This window comes from Plantactinospora sp. GCM10030261, assembly GCF_042666615.1.
GTDB lineage: Bacteria > Actinomycetota > Actinomycetes > Mycobacteriales > Micromonosporaceae > KBS50.
Map to the genome: position 1 here is coordinate 236,156 of NZ_JBHTDD010000003.1, position 18,812 is coordinate 254,967.

Genomic DNA, 18,812 nt, shown 5'->3' on the forward strand with positions numbered 1-18,812 from the left:
GGATGTTCGTCACCGGAGTCCACGCCGGCCCGACGGCACCGATCCAACACACCGACCGCCCGACCGCGCCGACCGGGCAAACCGGCGGTGCGACCGCGTCCGGCCGGGTGGACGGGCCGGCGCGGGCCGGGCCGCTACGGTTGGCGCGCGTCGTCGTCGACCCGGGCGTACCCCCGACCTCCGGCCACGGGTACGCGCCGGCCGTCGCCGGCTACCTCGCCGATCTGGCCGGGCTGCACGGCCTGCCGGACCGGCCGGCCGATTTCGCGGGTGCCGCGCGGACCACCTTCACTGACCTGGTCCGCCCCCTGGTGGCAGAGGTGGCCGGGAAACCCACCGAGCTGGTGGTGCTCGCGCACGTCACCCCCGACGCCGAACCCGGCTGGCCGGCGAGCTTCCTGACCGGCGCGTTGCCGGGCGCCCCGCTGGCGTTCGCCGTCGCCGACCAGGGCGTGGCCGCGCCGTTCACGGCACTGCGGATCGCCCAGGCGTACGCCGGCGCCGAGGACTTCGACCGGGCCCTGGTGGTGCTGCTGGACCAGGGCACCTTCCTCACCGCGGGCGCCCCGCCGCCGGTCCGGACCGGGCTGGTCGCGGTGTTGCTGGAGCGCGCCGGCGAACTCGGCGCGGTGTCCACCCGGGTGCTGTCCGGGGTGGCACCGCACGAGGTGCGACCGGCCCTCGCGACCGCGCTGGCGGAGTTCCCCGGCGCCGTCGTGACCGGCCCCGCCGCCGCGCCGCCGGCCGGCCGGCCGGCGACCGGTGGCTGGCGGCGACTCGCGCGACGGCTGCCGACCGGACCATCGAGCGGGGCGGCCGGCGCGAAGCACCCGGTGGCGCTCGCCGAATACGACGTGACCGCCCGGTGCCTCGGCGTCTGCGTGGTGACGCCGGCCGCCGCCGGCGGAACGGCTGGACACGAGGCAGCCGAACGTCCGGAGGCACCGTCGTGACCGCCCGCTGGGCCCGGTGCCGGCGGGTGGCGCGCACCGAGGGCGCCGGCGCGGCCCTGCGCGAGCTGGGCATCACCGGACCCGGCCGGTACGCGATCGTCCCGGCCGGTCCGGACGCGCCGGCCGCCGCGACCGACCCGCTGCTCACCGCCGAGGGACTAGCCCTGGTACGCCGACCGGACGGCACCCCGGAGCCGGACCGGGCCAGCGATCCGGAGGCCGGCGATCCAGAAGCCGGCGATCCGGAAACTGGCGCGCGGGCCACCGCGCTCGCGCTGGCCTGGCTGCGGTTGGGGCTGTCCGAGCGGCTGCTCGACGACTGTCTCGGCTACCTCGACGGGCGGACCACCGGCGGCGAACCGCTGCTGGGGCAGCAACTGGTAAAGGGTGAACTCGCCGAGATCCGGATGGACCACCTGGAAGTGGCCGCCGTGCTCGACGGCGCGGCACCGGGCGACGCCCACGTCCAGGACGCGCACCGCCGGATCACCACCACCGACCGGACGCTGTTGCGGCTGCTCGGCGCCAGCGGCTTCGTCCACGATGGACCCGGCCGCACCGCGTACGCCTCGGAACTGCTGGCCGACACGTTGGCCGCCGCATCCGGACCGGCGGGGGGCGGTGGTCGCGATGTTTGAGCTGGACGGACGGCTGACCGCGCTGCGCGCCCGCGCCGCGGAGTGGGGCGGCGACCTCGCCGCCCTCGCGATGGACCTCGACCGCGACCCGGACGCCGTGCACGGCGCGCTGGACACCCCCGTCATGCGCCATCTCGCCACCGCGCGGTACGCGCCGAACGGCGAGCCGCTGACCGCCGGCGGCCACACGTTCCATCTCGACACCGCGCTGGAGCAGGTGGTGTTCTTCGAGGAACTGGCCGCGGCCGATGTCGGCGCCATCCTGGCCGCGCCGGGGGCGCCGATGGCCGGCCCGCTGGTGGACCTGCTCGGCGACGACGCGCAGCGGGAGTGGTTCTTCGGCGCGCTGGCCGAGCGACCCACCTGGGTCTTCTTCGCGCTCACCGAGCCGGGACACGGTTCCGACGCCGGCGGCCTGGAGACGAGACTGGACCCGGACGGCGACGACTTCCGGCTGACCGGCGCCAAGCGCTACGTCGGCAACGCGCCGCGGGCCCGGCTCGGTGTGGTCTTCGCGCGGGTCCGCTCCGGGCCGCTGGGTGTGCGGGCGGTGCTCGTGGAGGCCCCGACGCCCGGGTTGACGGTCGAGCCCCTGACCACCATCGGCCTGCGCGGCGCGGCACTCGGCTCGATCTCCATGTCGGCGGTCGCCGTGGGCGCGGACCGGATGCTCGGCCGGCACCTGCCGGCCACCCGGCGCGGCGTGCTGAGCTGGGTCCGCGTATTCAACCGGATCCGGCCCCGGGTGGCCGCCATGGGGATCGGGATGGCCCGCGCCGCCTGCGACTACGTGCGCGCTCACCGGCGTGACCTGCGGCCGGCCGAACGTGACCGGCTGGACGCGCTGGACCGGCGCGTCGAGGGAGTCCGGCAACTCAACCTGGCCGCCGCCCGGGCCGTGGACGCCGACCCGGCGGACGGCGCGCTGGCGTCGGCGGCGAAGGCGCGGGCGGCCCGGCTCGCGGAGGAGGCCACGCTGGCCGCCCCGGAGTTCTTCGGTCCCGGCGCCCGGCTCGACCATCCGTACCTCGGCAAGCTGGCCCGCGACGCCAGGGGCGTGGAGTTCATGGAGGGGGCATCCAACGTGCAGAAGCTGATCGTCTCCCAACACCTGACCCGAGGGGGTAACCGACATGACAACTGAGACATGGGACGTACCCGGTCCGGGCGGCGGTCCGGTCCGGCGGGCGATCGTCCGGCTCGCCGTTCCGATGGCGTTCGCCGAGGTGGTCGGCCTGCTGGTGCTGGTCGGCGTGGTGGCGCTGATGGGCCGGATGGGCGACGAGGCGCTCTACGTGCGGGCGCTCTACCTGCCCATCGGCCATCTGTTCATCGCGGTCTACGTCGCGTTCGGATTCAGCAACCAGGTCGCCGCGGCGATCAGCCGCGGCCGGGGGCGACCCGAGGACGTCGCGCCGATCGCGATGAGCTTCGTCCGCATGTGGGGGGTGGCGGCGGTGGTGCTCGTGGTCGCCACCCTGCTTGCCGCCCCGCTGCTGGCGGACGCGTTCAGCGTGCCCGACGCCTCCCGCGCCGACTTCATGACGTTCCTCCGCTGGATGGCGGTCGCCGAACTGCTCCAGGTCGCGTCGATCCTCTGCTCGTCCAGCCTGCGTGGCTTCGGCCACGCCGGCGCCGGAGCGGCCGTGGTGCTGGCGGGCGCCGCCGTGCAGTTCGGCGGGGTGGCCCTGCTCGGCCTGGCCGGCGGCATGGGGGCGCTGAGCGTACCGCTGTCCATCGCGGTCGGCGCGGCCGTCGGGGCGCTGCTCGGGGTGTGGCTGATGCGCCGGCACGGACTGATCCGGCCGGGTACCGACCTCACCCGGTGGCGCCCGGAGTCGCTGGGGCACATCCGCGCCGTCGGCCTCCCGGTGGCGACCACCCAGCTCATCCTGTTCGGAGCCAACTTCGGGCTGTTGTGGGTGCTCGGCGACTTCGGCCCGCGGGTGATCGCCGGCTTCTCCAGCGCGGTGACCCTGCAGTTCCTGGTCCTGATGCCGGCCATCGTGCTGGGATCGGCGACGGCGATCGTGCTCAACCAGCAACGCGGCGCCGGGCACCTCGACTGGATGCCGGCCACCATGCGCAACGGGCTCGCCATCACGGTCGGCGTCTACCTGCTCGTCTCGGTCGTCATGTGGGCCGGCAGCGACCTGTTCGGCCGGATGATGACCCCGTCGCCAAGCATCGCCGACCAGACGGCGCTGTACCTGAGCACGGTCGGCCTCACCTATGTCCTGATGGGACCGGTGCTCACCTCGCTGACCGTGATGGAGCAGATCGGCTCTGGCCTGCTCGCCGTGGTGCTGAACCTGGTGTACTTCGCCGCCATCGTGCTGATCGGCGCGATCGTGGTGGCGGCCGTGGCGGAACCGGTGGCGCTGTACCGCACGATCGCCTGGTGCAACCTGGCCGGGGTGGTCGTGGTGCTCGCCGGCCTGCACGCGGTGCGCCGGGCCAGCCGGCAACCGGCGCCGGCACCGGCGCCCGCACCGGCAGCCTCGGGCGGGTAGTCCGGCGTGCTAACCGGGACCGGGATGTCCGACGGGCCGCCGCCGTGGCTTGCCGGGCATCCCGGGCTGTCCGTGCCGCCCGACGGCGTGGTCCACCTCTGGCCGATCGGGCTCGACCAACCGGGGCCGGTGGTGGCGGCGCTGTACCCGGTCCTGGACCGGGCCGAGCGGCACCGGGCCGCTGACCACGGCCCCGTGCCGGCCCGGCGGTTCGTCGTCGCACGCGGCGCGGTGCGGGTCCTGCTGGGCCGCTACCTCGGCCGACCGCCGGCGGCGTTGCGCTGGCGGACCGGCCGCTGGGGAAAGCCGGCGCTTGTCGATCCGGAGGCGCCGCGCTTCAACCTCACGCACACCGCGGGCGTCGCGCTGCTCGCCGTGAGCCGGACCCGGGCGGTGGGCGTGGACCTCGACCGCCGGCGGGCCGGTCTGCCCGCCGCGGCCCTCGCCGGCCGGTACTTCCCGGCCGGCGAGCGGGGCCTCGTGCGCTCCGGCGGGCCAGACGCCTTCCTGCGCCTGTGGGTACGCAAGGAGGCCTGGGTCAAGGCGGCCGGCGACCGGATGACGCGCGGGCTCGTACTGCCCGTCGCCGGGCCCGGACCGGTGCTGGCGGTCCGTGACCCGGCCGGCCGGATTCCCGGGGACTGGACGCTGCGCGACCTGCCCGCCCCGCCGGGTTACGCGGCCTGCGTGGCACTCGCCGGATCCCGGCCATTCGATCCACTGTGGCCGGCCGGCGAGGAGTTGTCCGCATCCGCACGACAATTCTGTGGATCAGCGTTTCTTCGACGTTGCTGAACCCCTCCGCCGGGCGTGACGACGCCTTGCCGGCCCGGCAGAATCGGCCTCATGGCGCTTCGTTATCTCGGCAACGGCCCCTATTGCACGGCGAACTCGCTGTCCATCATCTTCGGCGATGACGGACCCGGGCCCGCGACAATTGAGGTCCTCACCGGATCGCCGTACGGCATCTCCATTCACGGCGACGACGAGTACACGTACTTCACGCCGGACCGATGGAACCCGGAATTCGGCATCACGTCGGCCCTCGATCTGCTCGGGTGGGAGTGCGACCGGACCGCCGGCTCGGCCGACGCCGCGGTCGCCGTGCTCCGCGGGGCCAGCCGGGAGGCGCCGGTGCTGGTGGGACCGGTCGAGATGGGCCTGCTGCCGTACATTCCCGGGCTCGGCCGGGCCATCGGCGCGGACCACAACGTGGTGGTCGTCGGCATGGAGGGCGACCTGGTCCGGGCGCACGACGTGCAGGGCTGGCCGTTCGTCACGATGCCCCTGGAGAGCCTGCTGAAGGCGTGGCAGGCGGACACCTTCGCATACCGGGTGGACGCCTACGCGGTGCGCTCGAACTTCCGGCGGACCCGGATGGTCGACCCGCACACCGCCGTACGCCGGTCGCTGCCGACCGCGATCGAACTGCTGGACGGGCCGGAATCGGCCGCCGCCGCGGAACGGTCGGCGCGGATCGTCGAGGCCGGCCTGACCAACATGCAGTACAAGTACCTGGTCGAATACCAGGTGCAGGCCGGCGCCCGCCGGTTCGCCGACGCCACCGCGCAACTCGACGCGATCGGGTGCCGGCGGGCCGCCGCCGTCGCCGACCGGCAGGCCCTGCTGATCGGCTCGCTGCAACTGCTCCTGGTGACGCACGAGGCAGCCCGTGCCGCGGCCACCTTCCGCGAACTGGCGCCGACCTACGGGCAGCTCCGGCAGGCGCTTGTCGACGACCTCGGCCAGCGGATCCCGGACTCCGGTGTCGCTGCCGCACGAATTCGGTGAGAAACACTCCACGGTGAAGGGTTGGTCTCATGTCCACGTCCACGGCGCAACAGTCCGCCGATCTGTCAGCGTCCATCGGAAAGGTGATGGGTGACGTTCTCCAGCGCGCCGCGCTCACCGCCGACGAAGACTTCTTCGACAGCGGTGGCGACTCCCTGCGCGCCATTGAGGTACTGCAACAACTGCCCACCGCGGAAGGCGTTTCGTCGGCCGTCGGTTCGACCGACATGCAGGCGATCCTGCTGGAGGAAATATTCGAGAAGCCGACGCCTTCCGCATTGGCCACGGTGATTTCCGAACACCTGCGCTGAACAACTTCACCGGGAAACGCACCGCCGGCCGGGCCGCTCCGGCCGGCCCGGACCGAGGGAGGCTGGATGCTCACCGTACTGCGCCACGCGCGGCCCGCCGGCACGCCGGCCATCCGGGCGTACGCGGCCGGCGGCTGGGTCGACACGAGCTGGGCCGCCCTCACCGACGCCGCCGCGTCGGTGGCGGACCGGGCCCGGACCCTGCGCCGGGACGTTCCGGTCATCGTGGTGCTCGACGGCACGGCGGCGAGCGTCGCCACCGTGCTCGGGCTGGTCGACGCCGGCGTGGATGTCCTCCTGCTGGAGGAGCGGACGTCGCAACTGGCCGACCCGCGATCTCCGGTGTACGCGCTCGGGGCCCCCGTTATCGTCGGACCGGCCAGGACCCTGGACGAGTCAGTCCCGGACGGCGCGGTGCACGGCGGTCCGGCGCGGCTGACGTACGAGGCATTCCGGGACTCGCCGTCCGCCGCGGCCATCGGCGCGGCGGCGGGTGTCCCGGTTCCGGCCCGGCCCGGCGAGATCCTGCAACTGACCTCGGGTTCCACCGGCCGGCCCCGGATCGCCCGCCAGACGCTCGACAACGTGCTGGCCGGCGCCCGCGCGTACCGCGACCTCTTCGAGATCACCGCGGCGGACGTCGTGCTGGTCGCAGTGCCGGTGGCGCACTCGTACGGGCTCGCCGGGACGTTCGCCGCGCTCATCTCGGGAGCCACCCTGGTGACGCTGCCGAGGTTCGGCATCCGCGCCCTGGTGGCTGGGCTGGAGCAGGGCGCCACCGTGCTACTCGGCACCCCGCTGCTCTACCGGCTGCTGGCACCGGTGCTGGCCGCCCGACTGCGACCGACCCGGGTGCGGACGGCGCTGTCCGCCGGCGGACCACTCGGCGCCGAAGCCGGCGCCCGGATCGGCGCCGCGCTCGGCGCCCCGGTCCGGCAGATCTACGGCATCACCGAGGCGGGGCTGGTCGCCTGCGTGCCGCAGGCGCTCACCGACTGGCCGGCCGGCTCGGTCGGGTTCGCCGCACCGGGCGTCACCCTGCGGATCGACGGCCCGGACGCGTCCGGGGCGGCCGACGCGGACCGGACCGGCCGGCTGCTCGTGCGGACGCCGGCCCTGTTCCTCGGCTACCGGGGCGAGGAGCGCCGGGGACTGACGGCCGATGGCTACTACGACACCGGGGACCTGGTCCGGCTCGACCGCACCGGGCACCTGTTCGTGCTCGGCCGTAACGACAGCTTCGTCAACGTCGGCGGGCGGAAGGTGAACCCGCGCCGGACCGAGCAGGTGCTCGCCGACCATCCGGGCGTCCGCGAGGTCGTCGTCTACGGAGCCGAACGATCCGACGGCGAGCAGGAGATCCACGCCGCGGTGGTGCTCGACCCGGCCACCACGCCCGGGGAGGTGCTGGCGCACTGCCGCGCCGCCGCCCTGCTGCCGTACGAGACACCGCACCACCTGCATGTACTCAACCGGCTGCCGCGCAGCGGGCTGGGAAAGGTCGACCGCCAGCGGCTGCTCGCCCTGGTGGGGCAGCCCGCACCCGGGCGGCCCGACACGTCCACAACCGACACACACACACCTACCTGGGGGTGACCCGATGACCACCACCGTTTCCCGCGAGCCGCGCGGCATCGACGGAGTCGGCGAGACCGCGCTCTGGATGGCCGCGGCACGGGCCCGCGAGAGCCGCCGCCCGGACCGGCTCTTCGAGGATCCGTACGCCGAACGGCTCGCCGGCCCACGCGGCCCCGATCTGTTGACCTACTACCACACCTCGCGCGGCGCCGACGACGGCAACCCGTACCTGGCCATCCGGCACCGGTGGTTCGACCAGTTCCTGATGGAGTCGGCGACGCCCGGCTGTCAGGTGGTCGGCCTCGGCGCCGGACTGGACACCCGGGCGTACCGCCTGGACTGGCCCGCCGACACCGTGGTGTACGAGGTGGACCAGGCCGCCGTGCTGGCGTACAAGGCGGACAACCTCGCGGCGAGCGAGGAGTCGGCGAAGTGTGAACGCCGGGTGGTCCCGGCCAACCTGGGCGACGACTGGCCGGCCGCGCTGCTGGCGGCCGGCTTCGACCCGGAGCGTCCGTCGGTGTGGTTCGCCGAAGGGGTGTTCTTCTACCTGCCCGAGGAACTGGCCGGCCAGGTCCTGGCCGACGTGGCGCGGCTGTCGGCGCCGGGCAGCCGGATCGCCATCGACGTGATCGGGACCGGGATCTTCCGGTTCCCGTACATGCGGGACTTCCTCCAGAAGCTCGCCGATGCCGACGCTCCGTGGCGGTGGGGGACCGACGACCCCGCCTCCTGGATGCGGGAGCGCGGCTGGACCGCGGACTCCGTCCTCGAACCGGGCAACCGGGGAGCCAGCTACGGCCGGTGGAGCGAGGACGCCTCGCCGCCCGACGTGCCGAACCTGCCGCGGATCTACCTGATCAGCGCCCGGCCGGGCACCGACTGACCGGGACCGTGGTGGCCAACCAGGGCCGGTCGACGCTCCCCGCCCTCGCCTGCGTGGACGACCTCGGCCGGCTCGCCCGCCCGAACCTTCCCGGTCCCGTCTGGGACTACGTGACCGGCGGCGCCGGGGAGGAACGGACGGTACGGGCCAACCGGGCGGCGTTCCGGCGGCTGTCGCTGACCCCCCGGGTGCTCGTCGACGTGGCCACCCGGGATCCGCGTACCACGGTGCTCGGCACCGAGGTCGCCGCCCCGCTGGGCATCGCACCCACGTCGTACCAGACGCTGGCGCATCCGGACGGGGAACTGGCGACCGCCCGGGCCGCCGGCTCGCGTGGCCTGCTCGACGTGGTAAGCGTCTTCTCCAGCGTGTCGCTGGAGGACGTGGCGAAGGCCGCCACCGGTCCACTGTGGTTCCAGCTCTACTGCCTGCGGGACCGGGCGGTGACCCGGGACCTGATCGACCGGGCCGCCGCGGCCGGCTACCGGGCCCTGGTGCTCGGCGTCGACCTGCCGGTGATCGGATACCGCGATCGGGACATCCGCAACCGGTTCCGGCTGCCGCCGTCGACGGCCCCGGTCAACCTGCCACGCAGCGTCGCACCGGGCGGCAGCGTCCTCGTGGAGCTGAACCGGGCGCTCGTCGACCCGGCGCTGACCTGGCGGGACGTCGAGTGGATCCGGGAGGTCAGCCCACTGCCGGTGGTGGTGAAGGGCGTCGTGGCGGCGGGCGACGCCGACCGGGCCGCCCGGATCGGCGCCGACGCGGTGCTGGTCTCCAACCACGGCGGGCGCCAACTCGACGGCGCCCCGCCGACCATCTCGGCACTGCCCGCCGTCGTCGACGCGGTGGCCGACCGGTGCGAGGTGTATCTGGACAGCGGCGTTCGACGGGGCACCGACGTGCTCGCCGCGCTGGCCCGCGGTGCCCGGATGGCGTTCGTCGGCCGCCCGGTGATGTGGGGACTGGCCGTCGCTGGCGAGGACGGGGTACGCGCCGCACTCGACCTGTATCTGACCGAACTCGACCTGGCCATGGCGGTGTGCGGATGTCCCGACGTACCGAGCGTCGGACCGCACCTGCTCGGCACCGATTGCGAGGGGTGACCGGTGGACCCGTTCGTCCGTACGGCGGCCAAGGTGCCGTACCACCATCTGTGGACCGAGCAGAACCAGGACCAGCCGCCGGAGACGGCCATCGACAGTCCGCTGCTCACCCTGGAACACACCTCCGATGTCAACCCGCTGGAGCCCGAGCAGGTCGTCGACGCCCGGCGGGTGCTGCGGCAGCGCCGCGCGCTCGTCGACGAGTGCCGCACCGAGCTGCGCGACCCGGTGATCCAGGGCCAACGGCGGATCGTCGAACGGTTCCTCGCCGGCCGGCGGGCCCGCTTCGGCACCGAGCAGAGCCGCCCGCTGGACGACATCCCGGCGCTGGTACGGGAGGGCCGGGACACGTTCATCGTCGTCAAGTTCATGGACGAACGGCCCCACCTGGCGGCCACCCTGGCGTCGCTGGCGCGTCAGCGGGACATCGACCTCGGCCGGGTGGTGATCCTGGCGGTCGACGGCAACTCGACCGACGGGTCCGACGCCGTCGTCGCCGACGCCATCGCGAACAATCCCAGCGCCGCGCGCATCGAGTACCGCAACCAGAGCATGCCGGGCGCCGGGAACGCCGCCCGGCTCGGCGTCGACACCTGCGTCGCCACCGCGTACGAGATGTGCCGGGCCGACGGCCGGTGGGAGCGGCTGCAGACCGCGACGATCGCCGTGTCGGACGGCGACACCGTCTACCACCCGACGACGGTGGGCACCATCCGGCGGCTCCTCGACGAGGATCCGACGGTCGACGGGGTGATGCCCTTCCTGACGTACAAGTTCACGGCCGCCCTCCGGCTGTTCCAGGACTACCGGCCGGCGTACCCGGAGGAACTGCGTCGGTTGGCCGGCACCGTCGAGCCGACGCCGGTGACGGTGGACCTGTCCGGGATGGACGCGCACCGGTCGCTGCCGCGCGGCGGGCGGCGCCGCGGCCCGGACGGGATGCGGCTCACCCACGCCGACGGCACCACGGTCACCGTCCCGTTGTCCGCGGTGGACGCGCACGGTCGGGCGTACGGCGTGCTGACCGACCCCGCCGGCCGGCCCGGGTACGTCTTCGAGGACCGCACCCTGGTGCTCGCCGAGGCTCCGGTGTCCGGCTTCGACGCGGCCCTGGTGTTCCTGGAGAACGGTGGGGTGCGGCCCGACGAGAAGTGGCGCTGGCACGCCGTGATCGGCCACGACCTGTTCCTGTACTGGTCGTTCGCCGGCATGGGGCTGCCCGAAACGATGATCTTCCCGGACACCAGCGACGCGCTCAAGACCGCCCGGGTGTGGAGCCTGGCGATCGGCGGGCAGCATCAGCTCCGCCGGCCCGGACTGCGGATCGCCACCGGCAGCGACTACCAGTCGGGGCGGGTGCTCCAGGCGATCGGCTGCACCGTGCGGCTCGGACCGGCCGAGGTGTTCACCGAGACGGAGACCGACCGGCTGATCAAGATGATCCGCAACTTCGTCCGCCGCCAGTCGGTGTTCTACGGCGAGACGCGCAGCGCCGCCCTGGAGCGCGCCACCGGGCTGTACGTGCACATGACCCGCATCCAGAACGAGATCGAGCGGGAGTTGCGGGACGACTACGACGACGAGGTCTTCGCTCAGACGGCGTTCCCGGAACGGGTGATCTTCCCGCTGCGGTGGATGTTGCAGAACGCGATCCGGTACGCCGCGCACGGGGAGGCGGAACACGAGTTCGTCCGGGCCCGGGCGCTGCGGGTGATGTTCTCCGCCGAGACGGCCGCCCGGATCGACCGCGAGCTGCTCACCCCGGACGCCCTGGCGACGATCGTCGACGCGCCGTTCCACCGGAAGCAGGAACTGGCCGAACGGGTCGCCGAGACCGTCATCGCCGACCACTACGGCGAGATCATGGGTTTCTACGCGGCCACCCTGCGCGGCTTCTTCGCCGCCCACGAGGTGCCGGCTGACCGCTGGTCGTGGCTGCTCGACGGGATCACCGAATCCCGCAACGCGCTGCGCGAACAACCGCCCACGGTGGATCCGGCGGCGGTCTGGGACGGTGCCGAGTTCGACATCGACATCGAGCGCGGCCAGGTCGTCGGGCTGCGCGGATCGCGCTGACGTGACGACACGACAGGAGGAGCCATGAAGGCGGTAGTCATCACCGGTCTCGACGGCACCTGGGAGGTCCGCGACGTGCCGACCCCCAGCCCGGCGCCGGGTCAAGTGCTGGTCAGGGTACGGGCCTGCGGAATATGTCACAACGACGTGCTCGCCACCCGCGGAGTCATCCCGTTCCCCTCGGTCGATCCGCCCGTACCGGGGCACGAGGCGGTCGGCGAGATCGTCGAGGTCGGCGCGGGCGTACGGACCCGGGCGGTCGGCGACCGGGTGGGCGTTCCCTGGATCCAGGGCGGCTGCGGGTCGTGCGACCACTGCCGGCGCGGCCTGCCGCTCACCGGGCAGACGGCGTTCCTCTGTGCCGCGCCGGCGACCACCGGCTTTACCGTCCCTGGTGGACAGTCCGAGTACCTGGTCGCCGACGCGGCCGGAACCGTGCCGCTGCCGGCCGGCGTGCCGGACGAACTCGCCGCGCCGGTGCTCTGCGCCGGCTACACGGCGTGGAGCGCGTTGCGGACCGCCGAACCCCGACCGCACGACCGGATCGCCGTGGTCGGGATCGGTGGGGTCGGCCACCTGGCCGTACAGTTCGCCCACGCCACCGGGGCGGAAACCGTCGCCGTCACCCACTCACCGGACAAACACGCGGCGGCCCGGGAGCTGGGTGCGGACCTCGTCGTGGGTACGGGCGCCGAACTGGCCGCCGCCGGCGGCGCCGACGTCATCCTGATGACCGGCAACTCGCACCGGGCCGCGGCCGACACCCTGCCGGCGCTGCGGCCGGGTGGCCGGCTGGTGCTGGCCGGGATCGACCTCGCCGAGCCGTTCGCCATCCCGCCTGGTCCGCTCCCGTTCTTCGCGCTCGGGCAGCGGGTGCTGGGCGCCACCCACGCCGGGCCGTCCTACCTGGCCGAGGCACTCGACCTCGTCGCCCGCGGGCTGGTCACCCCCCGGGTCGAGGTGTTCGACGCCGACCGGGTCGCCGACGCGGTGCGGCGGGTGGCGAAGGGTGAGGTCCGGTTCCGGGCGGTCGTCAGCTACCCCGGACGGGGGTGATCGGCATGTCCGTCCGCTACGTCGGCGACGGCCCGTACTGCTACGCCGACGCGCTCACCATGGCCCTCGGGCCGACAAGTCCCGGCCCGGCCGCCATCGAGGTGCTCACCGGATCCCCGTACGGGTTGGCGCTGCACGGCCCGGACCTGCCGTTCTTCTCACCCGCGGGATGGAACCCGGAACTCGGCATCCCAGCCGCCCTGGACCTGCTCGGCTGGACGTGCGAGCGGACCAGCGGATCGGCCGACGAGGCGGTGACCCGCATCGCGCGGGCCACGCCGGCCGATCCGGTGGTCACCGGCCCGATCGAGATGGGCCTGCTGCCGCATCACCCCGGGCTCGGGCAGGCCATCGGCGCCGAGCATTACATCCTGGTCATCGGGCTGGAGGGGGAGACGGTCCGGATGCACGACCCGCGCGGCTTCCCGTACGCGACGCTGCCGCTGGACTCGTTCCTGGCCGCCTGGCAGACCGACGCGTTCGTCTATCCGGTGGAACCGTTCATCACGCGCAGCGCGTTCCGCCGGGTTCACGAGGTCGAGCTGGCGACCGCGGTACGCGCCTCGCTGCCGGCCGCCGTACGCTGGCTCGACGGCGCGGACGCGGCGGCCGCCGCCGAACGGATCGCCCGGATCGTCGAGGATGGGCTCACCAACTCGCAGTACAAGTACCTCGTGGAGTACACGGTCAGCGGTGGCGCCCGCCGGCTGAGTGACGCGGCCCTGCTGCTCGGCGGGATCGGCTGCGCCGGCCCGGCGCAGATCCTGGAGCACCAGGCCCGGCTGGTCGGGGCCTTGCAGCATCCGCTGGTCGCCGGGGACCGGGCCGCCGCGGCGACGCTGTGCCGCACGCTGGCGCCCACGTACGCGTGCCTGCGTGACGAACTGCGGCGGGTGCTGGCGGACGACGCGCCGACGATCGCGCCGGACGACGCGCCGACGATCGCGCCGGACGACGCGCCGACGACCGCGCCGACGACCGCGCCGACGACCGCGCCGACGACCGCGCCGACGACCGCGACGTCGCCGGCGATGTCGGCCTGAGAACCGTCGGCCTGGGGCCGGTTCGGGTGAACCCGCTCGCCGCCCGTTGATCGACTCGATGTCGGCGTACTAGGGGTGTCTTCGGGCTCCGGACACCCCTACTACGCCTACATCGAGTCGATCATGCCCATCGTGCCCTTTGTCCGATGTGGTCGGCGTTGTCGTCGACCCGCACCCCTTGATCGACTCGATGTGCGGCATGTCGCGGGGTTGGCTGCCGTCCAACCCCCGACATACCGCACATCGAGTTGATCGTGGCCAGATCTCGCCGCGCCCGTCCGGCCGGACTGAGTTCGGGGGTCGGCGGTGCCGGGTGCGCCGATGGCGGAACCGGACCACATGCGGCGGTGTCGGGTGCGCCGATGGCGGAACCGGACCACATGCGGCGGTGCCGGGTGCGCCGATGGAGGGCCGCGACCCGGGTAGGGGCCGCGATCCGGGTAGGGGCCGCGACCCGGGTAGAGGGCCGCGACCCCTGGTGCGGTTAGCGACTCAGGTCGAGACGCTCGCGGGCCGGGCCACGGCGCTCCTCCCGGTCCGCCGCGACAGCCGCAGCACGCGCCAGACGAACCCCGGTCGCAGGATCGACTGCGGTGGCGAGACCAGGCCGGCCGTGCTGAGGAAGGCGGCGGTTATCCGGGAGTCGCGGGTGGCGGCGGCCTGGATCCGGGCCAGGTACGCATGATTGATCTTGGTTTTCAGGGAACGCCGTCCAGGCACGTCCGGGAAGGTCAGGCTCATGCTTGTGGTCATCTCCCAGGCGGGGTCGATGACCCGGCCGACATCGCGGGCGAAGGCACGCGGATCGGGGGTGCTGCCCCGGTTGAGGTGCTTACGCAGGGCGAGCGCCTCCAGCGCGGCGAGTGTCTGGCCCTGGGCGAAGACCGGGTTCGGCGAACACACCGCGTCCCCCAGGACGAGCAGCCGGTCCGGGAACCGGTTGAGCCACTCGTACCGCCGCCGCAGCGTCGTCGGGAAGCGGAACTGCACGGGATCGTCAAGCGGCTCGGCGTCCCGGATCAGCTCGTAGATGTCCTGGGTGGCCAACGACCGGACGAACTCGGTGTAGCCCTCCGGGTCGGTCGGCGGATGGTCACCGAGGATGCCGTACGTGGTCAGCTCTATCCGGCCGCCGTCGGTCTTGGTGCAGATGGCACCGCGGGGCAACTCCGGTGAGGCGACCGAGACGATCGACACGTCGTCGCCCAGCGGATCGTTCCGCAGCCGGTAGTGCCGGGTGCCGTAGCCGAGCCCGATCTTGGTGCCCTCCTCCTTGACCTCCGGATAACCCCATTCGGCCAACCAGAGGTGGGTACGCGAACCACGGCCACAGGCGTCGACGACCAGATCGGCGTTGAGGACCTCGTCGCCCCGCCCGATCGCCTTGTGGTGCACCCGGACCCCGGTCACCCGCTTGCGGTCCGGCGTGGTCGCCAGGCCCGTGATGTCGCATCCGCCGACGAACTCCACGTTCGGCAGCGCCGCCACCCGGCGGTAGATGTGCGCCTCCATCACCGGCCGGGTGGCCGCCACGCTTGTCAGCCCGGCCCGCTTCTGGCGCAGTTGCCGGCCGTTGAAGTACCAGCGCACCGTCCCGGACAGGTCGGACAGCGGCACGCCATCGGCGACCAGCTCGTCCGTGATGCCCGGGAACAGTTCCTCCAGGGCCTGATGGCCACGGGCCAGCAGGCCGTTGATGTGCCGGCCCTGCGGCGCGCCGCGTCGCCACGCGCTCTCGCCGGTGAGGTGGTCACGGTCGACCACCAGCACCTCCGTGTACGCCTCCGCGAGCACGTTGGCGGCGGTCAACCCGGCGATCCCGCCGCCGAGCACGATCGCCCGGTCACCGATGTGCGTACCCATGCTGCTCGTCCCTTCCCTCCTGTCGGATGCCGGCTCAGCGGGGCGTCAGCCGGCCGGTGGTGTCCATCCGCGACAACACCTCGGTCAGTCCGGCCGCCGCGCGACCGACCTGCCGCTCGTCGATGACGAGCGGCGGAGACAGGGTGATGACGTTTCCGTAGTCGCGGGCGATCACGCCGTGGTTGCGGTGCAGGTCGAGGACGGCGTTGCGGGCCACCGGTGGCATCAGCGGTTCATGTGTCTCCCGGTTGGCCACCAGCTCGATGCCGGCGGTCGCGCCGACCACCCGCACGTCGCCCACGGCGGGCAGGTCGCGCAGCGGGGCGAGGCCGGACCGCAGCCAGTCGGCGATGTGGTGCGCCCGGCCCGGCAGCGCCTCCTTCTCCAGCACGTCGAGGTTGGCCAGGCCGACCGCGCAGGCGACCGGGTGACCGAAGTACGTGTGACCGTGGTAGAAGCCCTCCGCGCTGACCAGCGTCTCGCCGACCTCGTCCCGGGTGAGCACGGCGCCCAGTGGCGCGTACCCGCTGGTGAGGCCCTTGGCGGTGACGATGATGTCCGGGGAGAGGCCGCGCTGCGGCGAGTCGAACCAGGCGCCGGTGCGGCCGAACGCGGTGACCACCTCGTCGGCGATGAGCAGGATGCCGTGCCGGTGGAGCACCTCGCTGACCCGTGGCCAGTAGTCGGCCATCGGCGCGTGCACCCCGCCGCCGGCCATCACCGGTTCACCGATCATCGCGGCGATCTTGTCAGCGCCGATCCGTTCGATCGTCTGCTCCAGCTCGGCGACCAGAAAGTCGGTCGGGTCCTGCCCGCCGTACAACTCGGTGTGGTAGGGCCAGGCGGGGGTGAGCCGCTCGATGTGCGGCAGCAGCGGTCCGATGGCGACGTGCAGGTGCTCGAAGCCGGTGGCCGTGCCGCTGCCGTAGGTGGCGCCGTGGTACGCGAACTGGCGGGAGATGACCCAGGTCCGGTCGGACTCGCCCCGGCGGTGGTGGTAGAGCCGGGCCGCCTTGATGGCGCTGTCCACGCCCTCCGAACCGCCGTTTGTGAAGAACACCCGGTCGAAGCCGGCCGGGGACAGATCCACCAGGCGAGTCGCGAGTTCGATCGAGCGGTCGTTTGTGAACTCGTAGAAGCTGGTGAAGTAGCCGAGCCGGGCCGCCTGTTCGGCGGCGACCTCGGCGATCTCCGGTCGGCCGTGCCCGATCTGGCACAGCCAGTTGCCGCCGCCCGTCACGTCCAGAAACTCGGTGCCGTGCGCGTCCCACACCGCGCAGCCCTTGCCGCGCACGATGACGGAACGGTCGGCGCGGTCGGCGCTCAGGTGCGGGTGGATCAGGTGCCGTCGGTCCAGCGCCTCCAGCTCGGTCGAGGCCGCCGATCCGGTGGCCGTCGTGGGCGAGATCGTCACAGTCGGCTCCTATCGTGAGTACGTGTTGACGGGGGGTCGCGGCTGTCCGGCCGCCGGCGCCGCAGCGCGCCCGCCGTTGCGCAGCACGCGCCAGGCCATCGCGGGCCGCATCAGCGCCGGCGGCGGGTCGACCAGGCCGGTCACCCGCATGAAGGCCGCGGTGATGCCGGCGTCGCGGGTCGCGGCCAACTGCAACCGGCCCATGTACGCGTTGGCCAGCCGAACCTTCGGGGTCCGGCGACCCTCGACGGCCGGGAAGCTCAGGTCACCGCCGGCGGCGATGTCCCAGGGCGTGTCGATGACCCGAGCGATGTCGCGCAGGAAGTCACGCGGGTTCGGCTCGGCGCCGCCGGACAGGTGGTCGCGCAGGATCCGCGCCTCCATCGCCGAGACGATCATTCCTTGGCCGTACACCGGGTTGAAGCTGCACACCGCGTCGCCGAGCACGAGCAGACCGCTCGGCATGGCCGGCAGGTGCTCGTACCGCCGGCGCACGCTGGCCGGGAAGCGGAAACACACCGGTTCGTCGAGGGGCTCGGCGTCGCGGATGGCGTCGGCGATGTCCGGGATGGGCAGCGAGCGGGCGTACGCCTCGAAGCCCGCCGGATCGGTCGGCGGCTGGTCGCCGAGGACGCCGGTGAGCGACAGGATGCACCGGTCGGGACCGACCCGGCCGAAGAACGCGCCGCGTGGGTGGGCGGGGGTGGCGACCGGGTTGATCGACTGGTCGCCGTGGAAGTGGTCGACGAGCGGGCGGTAATGCCGGGTCGTGTAGGCCAGGCCGATCTTGACCCGTTCCTCCGTCGGCCGGCGGTAGCCCAGTTCTTCAAGCCAGACCGGGGTACGCGAGCCGCGGCCGGTGGCGTCGACCACCAGGTCGGCGTCGATCACCTCCGGGGTGCCGTCCGCCCGGTCCTGGACCCGCACGCCGGTCACCCGGTCGGTGCCGGTCGTGACGAGGCCGAGGATGTCGCGGCCCCCGACGAAGCGGACGTTGCCGAGTGCGGACACCCGATCCCGGACGTGGCTCTCCAGCACCGGCCGGTCGGCGGTGATGGACGTCAGTCCGGAGTCGGCGGGCAGCATCCGGCGCCCGTCGACGTACCAGCGCATCCGGGCCAGGTCGCCGGTCGGCACGCCGGCGGCCCGGACCTCCTCGGTGAAGCCCGGAAACAGCTCCTCGACGATCTGCTGGCCCCGACCGTGCAGCGAGTGCGCGTGGTTGCCCTGCGGGACACCACGCCGCGGCAGGCCGTGCCGGGTCAGCTCGTCGCGGTCCACCACGCACACCCGCGGGTACGCTTCGGCGAGCACCCGGGCGGCGAGCAGCCCGGCCATGCTCCCGCCGAGCACCACCGCGCTGTTTCCGAGGTGTGTGCTCACGCGATCCTCCTTCGGGCCGGCAACTCTCCTGGTTGGGAATAGCGGTCGACACGTCAATCGGCCGCTTGATGAAAACTATCCGGCCGCGCGGCACCGAGAGAAGGTGAAAGCGTGCGGTGATATGTGCTCCGCAATTTCGGAGAATGCTGTCGAGAAAGCGGAAGCTCCCCGGTGGACGGTCGTCCACCGGGGAGCGTCGCG

At 73.1% G+C, this 18,812-nt stretch carries 15 protein-coding genes and 2 pseudogenes; 13 read left to right on the top strand and 4 right to left on the bottom strand.

Annotated elements, in window-relative coordinates; all coding sequences use genetic code 11:
• The first annotated feature begins 2 nt into the window (after positions 1–2).
• The 13 genes and pseudogenes from ACFQUZ_RS06215 to ACFQUZ_RS06275 all read left to right on the top strand — a co-directional run.
• Positions 3–953, top strand: coding sequence for a hypothetical protein (locus ACFQUZ_RS06215; RefSeq protein WP_377438690.1), 951 nt, complete (start codon positions 3–5; stop codon positions 951–953).
• Complete coding sequence (locus tag ACFQUZ_RS06220) at positions 950–1,591, top strand: hypothetical protein (RefSeq protein WP_377438692.1); 642 nt, start codon at positions 950–952, stop codon at positions 1,589–1,591. Before ACFQUZ_RS06215 ends, ACFQUZ_RS06220 begins: the two co-directional genes overlap by 4 nt.
• Positions 1,584–2,735, top strand: coding sequence for an acyl-CoA dehydrogenase family protein (locus ACFQUZ_RS06225; RefSeq protein WP_377438695.1), 1,152 nt, complete (start codon positions 1,584–1,586; stop codon positions 2,733–2,735). Before ACFQUZ_RS06220 ends, ACFQUZ_RS06225 begins: the two co-directional genes overlap by 8 nt.
• Positions 2,725–4,104 carry an MATE family efflux transporter gene (locus ACFQUZ_RS06230; protein ID WP_377438697.1) on the top strand — a complete coding sequence of 460 codons (1,380 nt, stop codon included), beginning with the start codon at positions 2,725–2,727 and terminating at the stop codon, positions 4,102–4,104. Before ACFQUZ_RS06225 ends, ACFQUZ_RS06230 begins: the two co-directional genes overlap by 11 nt.
• Before the next feature lie 24 nt (positions 4,105–4,128).
• The gene (locus ACFQUZ_RS06235) at positions 4,129–4,899 is read left to right on the top strand and encodes a 4'-phosphopantetheinyl transferase family protein (protein WP_377438699.1); all 771 of its coding nucleotides are present in this window, start codon (positions 4,129–4,131) and stop codon (positions 4,897–4,899) included.
• A 51-nt stretch (positions 4,900–4,950) separates the two neighbouring features.
• A complete protein-coding gene (locus tag ACFQUZ_RS06240; protein WP_377438702.1) occupies positions 4,951–5,895 on the top strand; it encodes a hypothetical protein in 945 nt (314 codons plus the stop codon).
• A gap of 29 nt (positions 5,896–5,924) precedes the next feature.
• Complete coding sequence (locus tag ACFQUZ_RS06245; protein WP_377438705.1) at positions 5,925–6,206, top strand: phosphopantetheine-binding protein; 282 nt, start codon at positions 5,925–5,927, stop codon at positions 6,204–6,206.
• 66 nt (positions 6,207–6,272) lie between these two features.
• Positions 6,273–7,802 carry a class I adenylate-forming enzyme family protein gene (locus tag ACFQUZ_RS06250; RefSeq protein ID WP_377438707.1) on the top strand — a complete coding sequence of 510 codons (1,530 nt, stop codon included), beginning with the start codon at positions 6,273–6,275 and terminating at the stop codon, positions 7,800–7,802.
• Between the two features lie 4 nt (positions 7,803–7,806).
• A complete protein-coding gene (locus ACFQUZ_RS06255) occupies positions 7,807–8,670 on the top strand; it encodes a class I SAM-dependent methyltransferase (protein ID WP_377438710.1) in 864 nt (287 codons plus the stop codon).
• An 11-nt stretch (positions 8,671–8,681) separates the two neighbouring features.
• A complete protein-coding gene (locus ACFQUZ_RS06260; protein ID WP_377438852.1) occupies positions 8,682–9,776 on the top strand; it encodes an alpha-hydroxy acid oxidase in 1,095 nt (364 codons plus the stop codon).
• Positions 9,777–9,779: 3 nt separating this feature from the next.
• Positions 9,780–11,852: a glycosyltransferase gene (locus ACFQUZ_RS06265; protein ID WP_377438711.1), complete on the top strand. Its 2,073-nt coding sequence runs from the start codon at positions 9,780–9,782 to the stop codon at positions 11,850–11,852.
• Positions 11,853–11,876: 24 nt separating this feature from the next.
• Positions 11,877–12,908, top strand: a complete 1,032-nt coding sequence (locus tag ACFQUZ_RS06270) for an alcohol dehydrogenase catalytic domain-containing protein (protein ID WP_377438714.1) — start codon at positions 11,877–11,879, stop codon at positions 12,906–12,908.
• A gap of 5 nt (positions 12,909–12,913) precedes the next feature.
• Positions 12,914–13,834, top strand: a pseudogene (locus tag ACFQUZ_RS06275) (hypothetical protein); the annotation flags it as partial.
• A 32-nt stretch (positions 13,835–13,866) separates the two neighbouring features.
• Here the strand turns inward: ACFQUZ_RS06275 and ACFQUZ_RS06280 are convergent.
• The 4 genes and pseudogenes from ACFQUZ_RS06280 to ACFQUZ_RS06295 all read right to left on the bottom strand — a co-directional run.
• Positions 13,867–13,941 (bottom strand): annotated as a pseudogene (locus ACFQUZ_RS06280) (hypothetical protein); the annotation flags it as partial.
• Between the two features lie 502 nt (positions 13,942–14,443).
• Positions 14,444–15,814: an FAD-dependent oxidoreductase gene (locus ACFQUZ_RS06285; RefSeq protein ID WP_377438716.1), complete on the bottom strand. Its 1,371-nt coding sequence runs from the start codon at positions 15,812–15,814 to the stop codon at positions 14,444–14,446.
• A 34-nt stretch (positions 15,815–15,848) separates the two neighbouring features.
• Positions 15,849–17,228: an aspartate aminotransferase family protein gene (locus ACFQUZ_RS06290; protein WP_377438718.1), complete on the bottom strand. Its 1,380-nt coding sequence runs from the start codon at positions 17,226–17,228 to the stop codon at positions 15,849–15,851.
• A 9-nt stretch (positions 17,229–17,237) separates the two neighbouring features.
• Complete coding sequence (locus tag ACFQUZ_RS06295) at positions 17,238–18,611, bottom strand: FAD-dependent oxidoreductase (RefSeq protein WP_377438720.1); 1,374 nt, start codon at positions 18,609–18,611, stop codon at positions 17,238–17,240.
• Positions 18,612–18,812: the final 201 nt, after the last annotated feature.